Below are 14,630 nucleotides of genomic sequence, written 5' to 3'. Positions count from 1 at the left end.
TCATAGGGAGTTCAGCCTACGAACCTTTGTGTTCTTCATCCCCCTGTTCCCGTTTTGTTGATGCATCTGCCGCCGGCTTGCCTATAATCCAGCCGCATGGATGATCGCATCGTTCCCTTTCCCGGTACGGGCCGGCGAGACGCCGCGCCTGTGCGCACAGCACCGCCGCGCCTGCTGCTGCCCGATGCGCCGGCCATTGTGGTGGGGGCGCGCGGTGTCACCTGGGTGACGCCGGATGGCGAGGTGGAACTGATCCCCCATGATGAGGCGGCGTATCGGCTGAAACATAACAGCGTCATCCTGGCCCATGGCCGCGCCGTGGCGCGGCGGTTGAAGACCGACCGGATGGCCGATGCCTTCGACCTGCTGGAACTGTTCGCCTTTGTCCGCCCGGCCCGGTTCTGCCTGCCCACACCAAAGGGCTTGGCGGAAGCCACGGGCCAGCCGGTGCCGCAGGACGCAGAGGCTGAGGCCCTGTCGCTGATCGACTCTGCCCGCATCCTGCTGGGCGAGCTGGCGGAAAATAACCGACCGGAACCGGATGGCGAAAAGCGCAAGCAATTGCGGGAGAAATCAGATGCCGCCGGCATCGGCTGGTTCATGGGGCAGGCCGGCTGGACCTGGGCGCCATCGGTGATGGCAGCCCTGGGCCTGCCGCACGGGCCGGGGAATGACCGGGCGCGGCGTGGTCTGATGGTGTGGAACGGGTTGAAGGAATGGCAGGCCGAAGCGCCGGAGCCGCCACCGGGCCATATCCCGGTGGAACCGAACGAGGCGCGGCGGCGGCTGGCCGAACTGGTGGCCAGCGGTGCCGCCTCCGAACCGCGCCCGCAGCAGGCCGATTATGCCAGCGCCGTTTCGTCTGCCTTCACCCCGCGCGATGAACAGGGCGTGCCCAATCTGGTGCTGGCAGAGGCCGGCACGGGCGTGGGCAAGACTTTGGGCTATCTGGCCCCCGCCACCCTGTGGGCAGAGAAAAACAGCGGGCCGGTGTGGATTTCAACCTATACCCGCCAGCTTCAGCACCAAATCGACAAGGAACTGGACCGGCTGCACCCGGACCCGGTGATCAAGGCGCGCAAGGTGGTGGTGCGCAAGGGGCGGGAAAATTACCTCTGCCTGCTGAATCTGGAGGAGGCGACCAACATTGCCCACACCCAGCCCGCCTATGCGACATCCATGGGGCTGATGGCGCGCTGGGCGGCGGCGACGCGCGATGGTGATATGGCGGGCGGGGATTTCCCCGGCTGGCTGGTGGATTTGTTGGGCAAGGGCCGCACCATGGGGCTGGCCGACCGGCGCGGTGAGTGCGTCTATAATGCGTGTGCCCATTATACCCGCTGTTTCATTGAAAAAAGCGTGCGCCGTGCCCGCAAGGCCGACATCGTGGTGGCCAATCATGCGCTGGTGATGGTGCAGGCGGCGCTGGGCGGTGGGGATGATGCCTATGTGCCAACCCGCTATGTGTTTGATGAGGGGCATCATGTGTTTGATGCCGCCGACAATGCCTTTGCCGGCCATCTGACGGCGACGGAAACCTCGGAACTGCGGCGCTGGCTGCTGGGGGCGGAGGTATCGGGCCGCAGCCGGGCAAGGGGCCTGCGCCGCCGGGTGGAAGATCTGGTCGGCGGCGACCAGACATCGCTGGAATTGTTGGCCGAAATCCAGCAGGCGGCCCAGGTGCTGCCGGGCGATGCCTGGCCGCAGCGCATCCATGGCGGGGAACCCAAGGGCGTGCTGGAACAGTTCCTGTCCCAGGTACGGGGCCAAGTGCTGGCCCGCGCACAAGGCGTGGATAATCCCTACAGCCTGGAAACTGAATGCCGGCCGGTGGTGGATACGCTGCTGGAAACGGCCCTGGAACTGGATGTGGCCCTGGCCAAGCTGGCCATGCCGCTGGAAAAGCTGTCTGATCGGCTGCGGGAAATGCTGGAGGAGGAATCCGATGAGCTGGACAGCGAAACCCGCCGCCGTATGGACAGCATCTCCCGCGCCTTGAAGCGCCGCGCCCAGAATGAGGTGAATGGCTGGCGGTTGATGCTGCAAAGCCTGAAGGAGGAGGCCCCGCGCAAATATGTCGACTGGTTCGGCATTGAGCGGGTGGAGGGGCGGGATTTCGATACCGGTATGTATCGCCACTGGGTGGACCCGACCATTCCCTTTGCCGATACGGTGGGGGCGGTGGCCCATGGGCTGGTGCTGACCAGCGCCACCCTGACCGACGGCACCGGCAATGTGGAACAGGATTGGCAGGCGGCATCGGTGCGCACCGGGGCCAACCATATGGGCGCCCTGCCCTTGCGCGCCGCCGTGCCCAGCCCGTTTGATTATGCCGGCCAGACACGGGTTCTGGTGGTGAATGACGTGCGCAAGGATGATCTGGGCCAGGTGGCCGCCGCCTACCGGGAACTGTTTCTGGCGGCGGGCGGTGGCGGGTTGGGCCTGTTCACCGCCATCCAGCGGCTGCGCGGCGTGCATGAACGTATCGCCGAACCGCTGGAGGAAGCGGGCATTCCCCTGCTGGCCCAGCATCTGGATGGCATGGATGTGCCCACCCTGGTGGATATTTTCCGGGGCGAGGAAGATGCCTGCCTGCTGGGCACCGATGCGGTGCGCGACGGGGTGGATGTGCCGGGCCGTTCCCTGCGCCTGATCGTGTTCGACCGGGTGCCCTGGCCCCGGCCCGACATTCTGCACAAGGCGCGGCGCAACTATTTCGACAAGGTGCAGGGACGGCGCGGCTTTGATGACATGATCACCCGTCTGCGCCTGCGTCAGGCCTTTGGCCGGCTGGTGCGACGGGCCAATGATGTCGGCGTTTTCGTGCTGCTGGACCCTATGATGCCGACACGGTTGGCCGGCGCCTTTCCGGAAGGGGTGGAGATTCAGCGGGTGGGTCTGGCCGAGGCTGTCCGCCAGACCCGCGCTTTCCTGCATCACGATCAGGCCCGGCGCACGGCTGTCACCGGCACCGGCCCGGTCGCTTAGCAGGCTGCTGAAATAGTCTTCGGCTGGGATTTGATCGTGATTCGCTGCGGTCCTGTACCGGGGCGTGAAGCCGCCTTGGCCTTGATCGACGGTCTGAAACCCAGGGGCCGCATCACCCGCCACCCCGGCTATGCCGTGTCCTTGCGCATTCGCAAGCGGATTGAGGAGGTGTTCGGCTGGATCAAGGCTGCTACGGGCCTGCGCAAAACCCGTCACAAGGGCACAGACCGCGTCGACTGGACCTTTACCCCGAACGCCGCCGCCTACAACCTCATCAGGATGTCAAAGCTCATACAGGCTGCCTGATAACACCCGGACTCCGTCCCAGATCAGCGGAAAATGGCAAAAATGGCCACAAACGCGGCCCGTAACCCCGCATCAGCGCCGCAAAACAAAGCTGATCAACGGGGAAAGGAGGCCATTCACGGATTCTTCCGCACCCGGCTCTAAGCCCTTGTTCAGCGAGCAGATTCACGCTCCAAAGCGATTCCGCTTTTCCGCGATCTGCTCTAGGCAGCACCAAGAAAAAAGGGTCCGGCTGATCAGCCGGACCCAGAGCGTGTCCATAACACGGGCCATGGAAAGGCAGTCTAATCGCAGAGAATGCTAAACAGGGTATCGAGTGAAGAGCGCAGCCGACTGTCGCAAAACGCCGGCCACACCCAACGGAGACGAAAGCAGAGAGGATCAGAAGCGGACGCGGGCACCGGTCATGAAGGCGATCGCGTCGTGATAATCCGTCGTGCTGGTGCTGTACTCGTGATTGCGCACGCCGGCATACAGGTCGGTCGACAGGGCGTCGATCACCTGTACCACGTAGGCGCCATATGCATCGCCCTTGGCGGTGCGGACGCCGAAATCGTCCTGGGTGAAGTAGTCGATGGAGAAGGCAGTAGTACCCAGGCTGTTAAGCTTGGTCAGATATCCCAGCTTCCCATAATAGAACTGGGTATCAAAACCGGCCTTCTGGTCGCGCGTGCCGGCAGCAAAGGTGGCGTTGAAGCCATTTTCCAACCGGACGGAGACGGAGCCGTTAACCTGATCGTTGAAGTCGAAGCCGGCCAGATCCCGGCTGTCGGAATTGGCATAGGCGATGGCACCGGCCACGGTGGCGGTTCCGATCTTGCCGTTATAGCGCAGGACGGCATCGGTGGCGCCGCCTTCGGTGACGCTGGTGGAGGCGACGAAGCCGCCCCCGAAGGTCGGTGTGTCGTACCGGACGCGATCCTCGCGATGGAGGCCGTCCAGATTGCTGAACAGGGCATTGATGGTGCCGCCGGCAGCCCCGGTGGCCTTGTTGCGCATGGCGATACCGCCGAAGGTGGCGCCAATGTCGGAATAGCCGCCCAGATTGGCCGTGCCCGACAGATCGATTTCAGAGGTGATGTTGGAAGCGGTATCGCCCTGGCCCACGGTCAGGCGACCCAGGCGCTTGCTTTCAATATAAAATTCGATCTTGCGTTCATTGAAGCTGAAAGCACCGCTATCGGTGTTCAGACCGCTGGATCGGCTATTGGCGGAAATCGCCTCCAGCTCGATGTCCGTCCCAGCGCTCCATTCATCATCCAGCTTGGCCGCACCAAACAGGCGGAAGCGGCTTGAGGCGCCATTATTGTCGGTGAACATGAAGTCGTCAGCCACGCCATCATCGGCATAGACAACCATGCGGTTGACCCAGCCGGTCAGGGTCAGCTTGTATTTGCTGTTCCCGCTTTGCACGATCTGGGGAGCCTTGAAGGCATCAGCCGCCACCAGCGGCACATCCGTTCGGGCCGGCGCACCAGCCGCCGCACCGGAAGCCACAGCCGGCGGCGGAGCCTTTTCCAGACGCTCAATCCGCGCCATCAGTTCCTTGACCTGATTGCGCAACGCCTCCACCTCAGCCGTCTGCTGCGCAGCCGCAGGGGACGAAAAGGCGAGCGAACAGAAGGCCACACCCGCCAAGAGGGTGCATGCCGCACGCGACCTCAACTTCATTGCGCTTTCCTCCCGGTGATTGCCCTCAAATGGGGCAATTCATTTCTTACATTAAGATGACATTATTGTGAAATACTGCCAAGGCCGCCTGTCATTTGCTTACTAGCTTCTGTTGCCCATGTGGCGAAGCAGCAACAGTTCTTTTGGATAGTTCACAAATCAAAGCAATCGCACAGACATGAATATGCGATTACTAGCGCCCTACAGGGGCGGGTGTGAATTTTTGATTAAGGAAAGTGTTATCCCCTTCCAGCCAGCAGGAAACCCCGACTTTGGGCGGGGGCTGGGGCGGGGTCTGGATTGGCAGACAGGCCGGCATGGCGCACCACCCCCACCACCCTTCATGCTTCTGCAATGAGATCAGAAGAAGGGTGGAAGGGGATGGAAAACCAGGAAGGGGCGGGAAGGAAAGGCTATCAGAGCGCCAGCGCCGCCTCCTTGGCGGCAATCTGCGCGGCATATTCCGCCGCCAGAATTTTATGCTGTTCCAACTGGGCAGAACGTTGGGATGCCGTCGCCCGCTGGCTTTCGCTCTTCAACTGACCGCAGGCGGCCAGGATATCGTCGCCTCTCGGGCGACGGATCGGGCTGGCATAGCCGGCCTCGTTCAGATAATCGCTGAACTTCTCGATCTGATCCCAATCGCTGCGCTCAAACGGCGAACCGGGCCAGGGATTGAAGGGGATCAGGTTGATCTTGGACGGGATGCCGCGGATCAGGCGCACCAGCTCGCGGGCATCCGCCATGCTGTCATTGACGCCTTTCAGCATCACATATTCCCAGGTGCAGCGCCGGGCATTGTTCAGGCCCGGATATGTCCGCACCGCCTCCATCAATTCCTTGATGGGATATTTGCGATTGATGGGCACGATGCGGTCGCGCAGATCATCATTCACCGCATGCAGTGACACGGCGAGATTGACGCCCAGTTCCTCGCCACAGCGCTTCATCAGCGGCACAACGCCCGAGGTGGAAAGCGTGATCCGGCGCTTGGAAATGGAGATACCTTCCCCATCCATGATGATCTTCAGCGCCTTGGCGACATTGTCGTAATTATAAAGCGGCTCCCCCATCCCCATCATGACGATGTTGGACAGCATGCGCCCGTCCGGCGGGCTGGGCCATTCTTCCAGATGGTCACGCGCCAGCATCACCTGGCCAACAATTTCATCCGCTGTCAGATTGCGCACCAGGCGCTGGGTGCCGGTATGGCAGAAGCGGCAGGTCAGCGTGCAGCCGACCTGGGAGGAAACGCAGAGCGTGCCGCGATCCTCCTCCGGGATGTGGACGGCCTCCACCTCCTGCCCGTCATGGAAACGGCAGAGCCATTTGCGGGTGCCATCCTCCGACAGCAGGGCCTTCACGGCCGTCGGGCGGTCCACCACAAAGCCTTCGGCCAGCTTCTCGCGGGCGGGCTTGGCCAGCGTCGACATCTGCGCAAAGTCGGTGACGCCGCGATGATAGATCCAGTGCCAGACCTGCCGCGCGCGGAACTTCTCGAAACCGGCAGCGACCAGCGTCGCCTCCAGCTCTTCGCGGGAAAGCCCAACAAGATTGGTCAGCCCGTCCGCGCGGGGAGCGGCGGCGAACTTGTCGCTATGATTTTCGATGCCCATGGCCGGTTAAATGGGGCAGAAACGCCCTTCTGTCAAAGGCGCAGCCGGTCAGGGTGCCTTGCATCCCTTGCGGGGCGTGAGACCAGGTCCCACTTGGGTCCTCGGTAAATGCCCCTGCCGGTGGCCGGCAGGGGCTGCACCTGATACTTAAAGGCCCTTGGACTTCACCAGTGCTGCCAGATCGGCCTCGGCGCGGGCGCCGAAATGGCTGATGATCTCGCCAGCGCAGATGGCGCCCAGCCGGGCGCTATCCGCCGGGCTGCGGCCATTGGTGTAGCCATAGAGGAAGCCGGCGGCGAACAGGTCGCCCGCACCGGTCGTATCCACCACCGCCGACACTTTCTCTGCCGACACATGATAGGCCTGACCGCCGGTATAGACATGGGCACCCTGCTCACTGCGGGTCAGCACCACGGTTTCCACATCCTTTTGCGCGGCAGCAGCCGCACTGTCGAAATCGCCGCCGTAAAGGGCCGTGATCTCGCTCTCATTGGCGAACAGGATGTCGATATGGTCGCGCACCAGTTCCAGGAAGCTGTCATGGTGGCGATGGACACAGAAAGCGTCCGACAAAGACAGGGCCACCTTGCGACCAGCCTCATGCGCCAGCTTGGCCGCCTTCAGGAAGGCCGCCTTGGCTTCCGGCGGATCCCACAGATAGCCTTCCAGATAGGTGACCTGGGCCGACTGGATCAGGGCGGGGTCGATATCGTCAGGGGTCAGAAGCTGGCAGGCACCCAGGAACGTATTCATGGTCCGGTGCGCATCCGGCGTCACCAGGATCAGGCAGGTGCCGGTGGGCGTGCCATCGGTCAGGTCTGGCGTGTCGAACTGCACACCCACGGCGCGGATGTCATGGCGATAGACCTTGCCCAACTGGTCATGGGCGACCTTGCCGATGAACGCGCCCTTGCCCCCCAGCCCGGCGATGCCGGCCATGGTATTGCCGGCCGATCCGCCGGACATTTCCAGGCCCGGCCCCATCTTGCCGTACAACTCTTCCGACTGGGCGGCATCGATCAGCCGCATCCCGCTTTTCACCATGCCGTTGGCGGTCAAGAAGTCTTCATCGGCCTTGGCGATCACGTCCACGATCGCATTACCGATACCTACAACATCCAGTAAAGCCTCAGCCGCCACGAATGGTCTCCAGTTTGTAAGGGGAATTGGCGCGGAGTATAGTGGATGGCCGTCTTGCGGCAAGTGCATGTGCATCCCCATATGCAGATGCACCACGCATGGGTGGTGACAGAGCAGGAACCCGTTGCCCGATGATTCGACCGCTGATGCGCGCCGTGGGGCAATTGCCGGACCCCACCTTCACCCGCGTTCTCATCACCGCCATCCTGTCCAGCATCACCCTGTTCGCCCTGCTGCTGGGCGGCTTCGGCTGGGTGCTGGCCAATACGACCTTGTTCGAGACGGGGTGGCTGGATACATCGGTCAGCCTGCTGGGTGGCGTTGCCGCCCTGGCCCTGTCCTGGCTGATGTTTCCCGCCGTCATGGTCGCCGTCTCCTCCTTGATGCTGGAAAGCATCGTGGTGGCGGTGGAACGGCGCCATTATCCCCATCTGGGGCCGGCGCATGAAATCCCGCTCTGGCGCTCCATCCTGGAAAGTCTGCGTTTCCTGGGGCTGGTGCTGGTTCTCAACCTTGCCGCCCTGCCGCTTTATTTCGTGCCCGTGGTCAATCTGATCGTCTATTTCCTGGTCAATGGCTATCTGATCGGCCGGGAATATTATGAACTGGTGGCCGTGCGGCGGCTGAATGCGGCGGGGGTTCGTTACCTGCGCGCGCAGGCCAAGGTGAGACTTTTTGCGGCCGGCATCATTATCGCCTTTATTTCGACCCTCCCAATCGTGAATCTTGTCGTGCCGGTGCTGGCTGCCGCCTTCATGGTGCACATTTTCGAGGATATTCGCCGCGACCTGCCGCCCGAGGCGGCTGCGTGACGGGCCTGGATGTGCTACCAATCGGGGTGTCCGGCCACGAAGGCGATACTGCCTTTTTGCGATTGCGAGATTGGGGACGATATCACCATGTTCCGACGCCAGAGACCGCCTACCCTGCCCGCCAAGCCACCCGAACCGCCACAGCAGGAACCGGCCGCGGTCCAGGGTGGCGGCCAGACGGAAAACGGCTTTGGTTTCCGCCCGTCGGAGCCGGCGTCTGCGCCGAACATTGCTGATACCGCCCTATCGTCGGCCCCGGCCGACACCACCATCGGGTCGGCGATCGCCGACCGGGGTTCCGACACCAGCACGAGGACGACGATGAACACGCCTTTTTCGACCAATCCTTCTACCGGTATCTCCCCGTCCAACCCGCTGAAGTCGGACATTCCCCGCCGCGTCGTGGAAATCCCCGGCACCCCGCCCAAGCGCGTGGCCCCGACCGGCACCGAAGGCACCACGCCGGCCGCCAGCAGCGCGGAAATGCGCAAGCTGATCGTCGGCCGCGACATCAGCCTGTCCGGTGAGATCGCCGCCTGCGACGTGCTGGTGGTCGAAGGCACGGTGGAAGCCAAGCTGCGCGATGGCCGCACCATCGAGATCGCCGATACCGGCCTGTTCAAGGGCTCGGTCGAAATAGACGATGCCGATATTGGTGGCCGGTTTGAAGGCGACATCACCGTCCGCGGCACCCTGAAGGTGCGCGCCACCGGCAAGATCCAGGGCAATGTGCGCTATGGCACGCTGGAAGTGGAAAATGGCGGCCAGCTTTCCGGCTCCATCGAAGTGCTGACCGGCGGTCTGGCCAAGCCCGCCGTCACTTTCGCCCCCGCGCCGGCCCCCACCCCGGTGGCCGACCTGTCGGATAGCGGCATCGGCGAATAAGCCACCGCCGTTTCATGAAAAACCCGGCCGGAGCGATCCGGCCGGGTTTTTTATTGGGATCATAGCCATCCGCGGAGGGTTCGCCCCTTGGCGGATATGATGCTGGCGCCCATCCGCCTGACGCATGTGGGAACGCCCCCCTGGATCAGGCCCGATCCAGGGGGGGGAATTGCGATCAGTGCAGGACGGGCCGGTCCTGGCCCCAGGCCGACTCCGATGGCGGGGGCACGGCGCCATGCACCGCCTCCCCGTTCAGCGTCAGCCCATCGGCCACCGCATCCACGGCGACCGTGCCACCATCGCCGATCACGCCTTCCAGCAGCTTGGTCGCCAGCGGGTTCTGCAATTCCCGCTGGATCACCCGTTTCAAGGGGCGCGCGCCATAGACGGGATCATAGCCCTTGTCGGCCAGCCATTGCAGGGCAGCCGGCGTCAGGTCCAGCGCGATATCGCGGTCGGCCAGCATCTTTTTCAGTCGCGCCAGTTGGATATCCACGATGCCGGTCATGTTGTGCCGCGACAGGCGGTGGAACATCAGCACCTCATCCAGCCGGTTCAGGAATTCCGGCCGGAAGGAGGCGCGCACCACCTCCATCACCTGGGCACGGGCCTGGTTGCTATCCTCCCCATCGGGCAGGTTGGCCAGGAACTCCGAGCCCAAGTTGGAGGTCATGATGATCAGCGTGTTGCGGAAATCCACGGTGCGGCCCTGGCCGTCGGTCAGGCGGCCATCATCCAGCACCTGGAGCAGCACGTTGAACACATCCGGGTGGGCCTTCTCCACCTCATCGAACAAAACCACCTGATAGGGCCGGCGGCGCACCGCCTCCGTCAACGCCCCGCCTTCATCATAACCGACATAGCCCGGCGGGGCACCGATCATGCGGGAAACGGCGTGTTTTTCCATATATTCGGACATGTCGAGCCGGACCATCGCCGTCTCGTCATCGAACAGGAATTCAGCCAGAGCCTTGGTCAGTTCCGTCTTGCCCACGCCGGTGGGGCCGAGGAAGAGGAAGCTGCCAATGGGACGGTTGGGGTCCTGAAGGCCGGCGCGGGCGCGGCGGACAGCGTTGGAAACGGCCACCACCGCCTCTTCCTGCCCGATGACGCGGCTGCGCAGCTTTTCCTCCATCTTCAACAGCTTTTCCCGTTCCCCCGTCAGCATCTTGTCAACGGGGATGCCGGTCCAGCGGCTGACAACGGCGGCAATATCCTGGTCGCGCACGGCCTCATTCAGCATCCGGTGCTGGCTGGCCTCCTGCGCGGTGGCCAGTTTCTTTTCCAGTTCCGGGATGACGCCATAGGTGATCTGCCCGGCCTTGGCCCAGTCGCCGGCGCGCTGCGCCTGTTCCAACTCAGCCCGCGCGCGGTCCAGATCCTCCTTCAGCTTCTGGGCGGAGGTGAGCGTTTCCTTCTCCGCCTGCCACTGCGCCGTCAACTCACCGGAGCGCTGCTCCAGATCGGCCAGTTCCACCTCCAGCTTTTCCAGCCGGTCCTTGGAAGCCTGATCGGTTTCGCGTTTCAACGCCTCGCGCTCGATCTTCAACTGGATGATGCGGCGGTCCAGTTCATCGATCGCTTCCGGCTTGCTGTCCACGATCATGCGCAGGCGCGAGGCCGCCTCATCGATCAGGTCGATAGCCTTGTCGGGCAGGAACCGGTCGGTGATATAGCGGTTGGACAGCGTGGCAGCCGACACGATGGCGCTGTCGGTGATGCGCACGCCATGGTGAAGCTCATACTTTTCCTTCAGCCCGCGCAGGATGGAGATCGTGTCCTCCACCGTCGGTTCCGGCACGAAAACGGGCTGGAAGCGGCGGGCCAACGCCGCATCCTTCTCGATATATTTGCGGTATTCATCCAGCGTGGTGGCACCGACGCAATGCAACTCACCCCGCGCCAGGGCGGGCTTCAGCATGTTGGAGGCATCCATCGCGCCATCGGCCTTACCTGCGCCGACCAGGGTATGCAACTCGTCAATGAAGACGATGATTTCCCCCGCAGCCGCCTGGATTTCCGACAGCACCGCCTTCAGCCGCTCCTCGAACTCACCGCGGAATTTGGCGCCCGCCACCAGGCTGCCCAGGTCGAGCGACAGCAACTGCTTGGACTTCAAGCCTTCCGGCACATCGCCATTGACGATGCGGAGCGCCAGCCCTTCGACAATGGCGGTCTTGCCCACGCCGGGCTCACCGATCAGCACGGGGTTATTCTTGGTGCGGCGGGCCAGCACCTGGATGGTGCGGCGGATTTCCTCATCCCGACCGATCACCGGGTCCAGCTTGCCGTCACGGGCGGCCTGGGTCAGGTCGCGGGCATATTTCTTCAGCGCGTCATAGCCCTGTTCGGCAGACGCACTATCCGCCGTGCGGCCCTTGCGCAGCGCGTTGATCGCCTCGTTCAGCTTCTGCGGCGGGGCGCCGGCATCGGCCAGGATGGTGGCGGACGGCGTGCCCGTGGTCAGCGCCAGGGCCAGCAGCATGCGTTCAGCGGTGACGAAACTGTCGCCAGCCTTCTTGGCCACGTCATTGGCGGTCTCAAACACGCGCGCCAGTTCACGGGTCAGATAGACCTGCCCGGCACCGGCCCCTTCCACCTTGGGCCGCTTCTTCAACTCGCCATCCACCGCCGTCAGCGCCTTGGCGGGGTCGCCGCCGGCGCTGCGGATCAGGTTGGCGGCCAGACCTTCATTATCGTCCAGCAACACCTTCAGCAGATGTTCGGGTGTCAGTTGCTGATGGCCGTCGCGCAGGGCCATGTTCTGCGCCGCCTGGACAAAGCCCTGGGCGCGTTCGGTGTAATTCTTGAAGTCCATGGTGAACAAAGCTCCCCATTGCTGCCCTATCGTCCCCGCTGGGCCCGACAGATGCGATGATCCACGTCAATGTGCGATCCGGGAGGGATCAATTCCAATGTGGGCAAGCACCCGGTTTCCCGCAAGAGGGGTATAGGGACGGGAAGAAGGAACTTTAGCAAGCTGTTGAGGATCGTTGATCAGAGCCGGTGGCAGCCGGTCAGACGCTGAGATCCAGTTTGCCGCCGCGCTGGCGGTCCGGTGTGCCGTGGGGGCCATTGGTCTGGGCCTGCACGGCGGCGGCTTCATTGTCAAAAGCGTGGCCGACAAAGCCGGCATCGGTGCCGCCCCGCCCGGCATCGGCCCGGGCTACCGCCCCCGGGGCCCGTTTCGTCTGCGTCTGGGTGGGCTGCGCCACCTTCTGCGCAGCGGCACTGGCCGAAGCCAGCGCCGCATTCTGCTGCGGCGTGGTCGGCGTCACCGTGTTCGCCACCATGGGCGGCTGGGCGGGCGGGATGATCATGATAGAGATATTCCGCCCCCCATCAGGCCGGGGAGTCAAGCCCAAACCGGCCTTTTGCTCTCCGGTCAATCCTGGATTTCCGCCGCTATCAGCATCGTATCCAGGGTGAAGGTACCATCCGGTTCCACGGCGAAATGGGCCTTCACCTCTGCCGCCGCCTTGGCCTGGAGCGAGAGAAGGGCCGGGCGATGCAGATCGGGCGTGCCGATCCGGTCCACCCAGCTTTGAAACTCCAGCCGCAGCCGCCAGCAATGCGGCGCCTGGGGGCGGAAGCCGGCTTCTTCCAGCATGGATTGCCATTCCGCTAGATCGTAATTGCGGACATGGCTGGGGTCGCGCAGCATTTCCAGCGTCTGCAAATGGCTGTCCAGCAGGGGATGGGACGGCGCGAAAACATCCATCACCACAGCCCGCCCGCCCGGCTTCAACACCCGGCGCATCTCCGCCAGGGCCAGCGGCACATCGCGCCAGTGATGGGCGCTGTAGCGGGTGACGACATGGTCGAAACTGGCATCGGGGAAGGGCAGGGCCTCCGCCGGGCCCTGCTGCGTCGTGATGTTGGCAAAATCCCGCTCCCTGGCCGTGCGCGCCACCACCGCCAGCATGTCGGGCGACAGATCATAGGCGGTGACGCTGCCAGCCAGCGGGGCGGCGGTGAAGCTGACATGCCCGCCGCCGCAGCCCAGGTCCAGCAGGCTTTCCGGCGGGGTGGCGCGCAACAGGTCCGCCAATGCCACCAGATCGGGGCCGGCGGCATGCACGGCACTGCTGACATAGGCATCGGCACGGGCACCGAAACGCCGGGCCACGAGCGTATGCTGCCCCTCATCCGGGCTGGTTGCTTCTGCGGGGGTGCTGTTGGACATTGCCTGGAACCTTCTGCTTGGGTGGATATCCGGCAGGGTAGACCTGTTTTATCCGGGTACAAGATTGGCGTTTATCCTGGTATAAAACCTGACATGAGCCAGTCACCTCCCGATATGCAACGCCGCCTGCTGGGCGATTTCCTGCGCGACCGCCGCCAGCGGCTGGACCCGGTGCAACTGGGCCTGCCGCTGGGGAGCCGCCGCCGCACGCGCGGCCTGCGGCGGGAGGAGGTGGCGATGCTGTCCGGCATCAGCGCCACCTGGTACACCTGGATGGAGCAGGGGCGTGAGATTGCCGTCTCCCCCCATGCGCTGGCGCGGCTGGCGACGGCCCTGTCCTTGTCGCGGGCGGAGCGGGCCTATCTGTTCCAGCTTGCCGGGCGGCATGATCCCGATGCCGGGGCTGCCGCCCCCGATCCGGCGGCGGAACGCATCGCCCTGCTGCGCCGCACCGTGGCGGCCATCACGGCACCCGCCTATGCCATGGACCATCGCTATCGCATGCTGGCCTGGAACGGCGCGGCGGAAGGGCTGTTCACCGGCTGGCTGGACCGCCCGGCTGACCCGCCGCCCAATATGCTGCGCTTTTTATTCCTGGACCCGGCGGCGCGCATGCTGGTGGTGGATTGGCAGCAGCGGTGCCAGCGGGTGCTGGCGGAATTGCGCGCCGATTACAGCCTGCATCTGGCAGATGCCGAACTGGCCGACCTGCTGGCCGCTTTGCAAGCCGGTAGCCGGGATTTCGCCACGGGCTGGAAGCAGGCCGCCGTGCAGGGCCGGGAAGGCGGCGAACGCGCCTTCAACCACCCCACACAGGGCCTGCTGCGCTTCCAGCAACTGACCTTCGCCCTGGAAACCCAGCCCGGTCACCGGCTGGTGGTACTGCACCCGGTTTGAGGGGTTATCAGGGTTAGGTTGGACCAACCAACACCGTCACCCCGGCGCAGGCCGGGGTCCAGGGTCACAAGCACTTTGCTCTACGAAACTGGACCCCGGCCTGCGCCGGGGTGACGTGAGTGAGAACCA

Annotated in this window: 10 protein-coding genes and 1 pseudogene; 5 read left to right on the top strand and 6 right to left on the bottom strand. The window is 63.8% G+C overall.

The genetic code is table 11. From position 1 onward, the window contains the following. The first annotated feature begins 96 nt into the window (after positions 1–96). Positions 97–2,988 carry an ATP-dependent DNA helicase gene (locus G473_RS25405; RefSeq protein WP_084437664.1) on the top strand — a complete coding sequence of 964 codons (2,892 nt, stop codon included), beginning with the start codon at positions 97–99 and terminating at the stop codon, positions 2,986–2,988. A gap of 105 nt (positions 2,989–3,093) precedes the next feature. Further along, positions 3,094–3,294 (top strand): annotated as a pseudogene (locus tag G473_RS0106420) (transposase); the annotation flags it as partial. 381 nt (positions 3,295–3,675) lie between these two features. Here G473_RS0106420 and G473_RS0106415 read toward each other — a convergent pair. From G473_RS0106415 to G473_RS0106405, 3 genes are all read right to left on the bottom strand, one after another. Further along, positions 3,676–4,965: a hypothetical protein gene (locus tag G473_RS0106415; RefSeq protein WP_029012427.1), complete on the bottom strand. Its 1,290-nt coding sequence runs from the start codon at positions 4,963–4,965 to the stop codon at positions 3,676–3,678. A gap of 416 nt (positions 4,966–5,381) precedes the next feature. After that, positions 5,382–6,581: a dual-specificity RNA methyltransferase RlmN gene (gene rlmN, locus G473_RS0106410; RefSeq protein ID WP_029012426.1), complete on the bottom strand. Its 1,200-nt coding sequence runs from the start codon at positions 6,579–6,581 to the stop codon at positions 5,382–5,384. A 147-nt stretch (positions 6,582–6,728) separates the two neighbouring features. Next, entirely contained in the window at positions 6,729–7,721 is a 993-nt protein-coding gene (locus G473_RS0106405; RefSeq protein ID WP_029012425.1) for an adenosine kinase, read from the bottom strand. A 131-nt stretch (positions 7,722–7,852) separates the two neighbouring features. Between G473_RS0106405 and G473_RS0106400 the strand changes: the two genes are divergently transcribed. Together G473_RS0106400 and G473_RS0106395 are read left to right on the top strand one after the other, a co-directional pair. Then, positions 7,853–8,533, top strand: a complete 681-nt coding sequence (locus G473_RS0106400; RefSeq protein ID WP_029012424.1) for an EI24 domain-containing protein — start codon at positions 7,853–7,855, stop codon at positions 8,531–8,533. A gap of 87 nt (positions 8,534–8,620) precedes the next feature. After that, on the top strand, positions 8,621–9,418 hold the full coding sequence (locus tag G473_RS0106395) for a bactofilin family protein (protein WP_035705476.1): 798 nt from the start codon (positions 8,621–8,623) through the stop codon (positions 9,416–9,418). Positions 9,419–9,593: 175 nt separating this feature from the next. Here the strand turns inward: G473_RS0106395 and clpB are convergent, their stop codons facing one another. The 3 genes from clpB to G473_RS0106380 all read right to left on the bottom strand — a co-directional run bounded on the left by clpB (position 9,594) and on the right by G473_RS0106380 (position 13,604). After that, positions 9,594–12,236 carry an ATP-dependent chaperone ClpB gene (clpB, locus tag G473_RS0106390; protein ID WP_029012422.1) on the bottom strand — a complete coding sequence of 881 codons (2,643 nt, stop codon included), beginning with the start codon at positions 12,234–12,236 and terminating at the stop codon, positions 9,594–9,596. Between the two features lie 199 nt (positions 12,237–12,435). Further along, positions 12,436–12,738, bottom strand: a complete 303-nt coding sequence (locus G473_RS0106385; RefSeq protein ID WP_029012421.1) for a hypothetical protein — start codon at positions 12,736–12,738, stop codon at positions 12,436–12,438. A 65-nt stretch (positions 12,739–12,803) separates the two neighbouring features. After that, positions 12,804–13,604, bottom strand: a complete 801-nt coding sequence (locus tag G473_RS0106380; RefSeq protein ID WP_051329940.1) for a class I SAM-dependent methyltransferase — start codon at positions 13,602–13,604, stop codon at positions 12,804–12,806. 93 nt (positions 13,605–13,697) lie between these two features. Between G473_RS0106380 and G473_RS0106375 the strand changes: the two genes are divergently transcribed. Continuing rightward, positions 13,698–14,501, top strand: a complete 804-nt coding sequence (locus G473_RS0106375) for a helix-turn-helix transcriptional regulator (protein ID WP_029012419.1) — start codon at positions 13,698–13,700, stop codon at positions 14,499–14,501. Positions 14,502–14,630 lie beyond the last annotated feature (129 nt).

Source organism: Niveispirillum irakense DSM 11586 (genome assembly GCF_000429645.1).
GTDB lineage: Bacteria > Pseudomonadota > Alphaproteobacteria > Azospirillales > Azospirillaceae > Niveispirillum > Niveispirillum irakense.
Note: the sequence above shows the minus strand (reverse complement) of the source record. Positions and strands in the feature narration are given on the sequence as shown.

What these genes read in the sequence shown, in the direction of transcription:
- clpB (WP_029012422.1), bottom strand. Translation starts at nt 12,236, where the DNA reads ATGGACTTCAAGAATTACACCGAACGCGCCCAGGGCTTTGTCCAGGCG.
- G473_RS0106380 (WP_051329940.1), bottom strand. Translation starts at nt 13,604, where the DNA reads ATGTCCAACAGCACCCCCGCAGAAGCAACCAGCCCGGATGAGGGGCAG.
- G473_RS0106395 (WP_035705476.1), top strand. Translation starts at nt 8,621, where the DNA reads ATGTTCCGACGCCAGAGACCGCCTACCCTGCCCGCCAAGCCACCCGAA.
- G473_RS0106385 (WP_029012421.1), bottom strand. Translation starts at nt 12,738, where the DNA reads ATGATCATCCCGCCCGCCCAGCCGCCCATGGTGGCGAACACGGTGACG.
- G473_RS25405 (WP_084437664.1), top strand. Translation starts at nt 97, where the DNA reads ATGGATGATCGCATCGTTCCCTTTCCCGGTACGGGCCGGCGAGACGCC.
- G473_RS0106375 (WP_029012419.1), top strand. Translation starts at nt 13,698, where the DNA reads ATGAGCCAGTCACCTCCCGATATGCAACGCCGCCTGCTGGGCGATTTC.
- G473_RS0106400 (WP_029012424.1), top strand. Translation starts at nt 7,853, where the DNA reads ATGATTCGACCGCTGATGCGCGCCGTGGGGCAATTGCCGGACCCCACC.
- G473_RS0106415 (WP_029012427.1), bottom strand. Translation starts at nt 4,965, where the DNA reads ATGAAGTTGAGGTCGCGTGCGGCATGCACCCTCTTGGCGGGTGTGGCC.
- rlmN (WP_029012426.1), bottom strand. Translation starts at nt 6,581, where the DNA reads ATGGGCATCGAAAATCATAGCGACAAGTTCGCCGCCGCTCCCCGCGCG.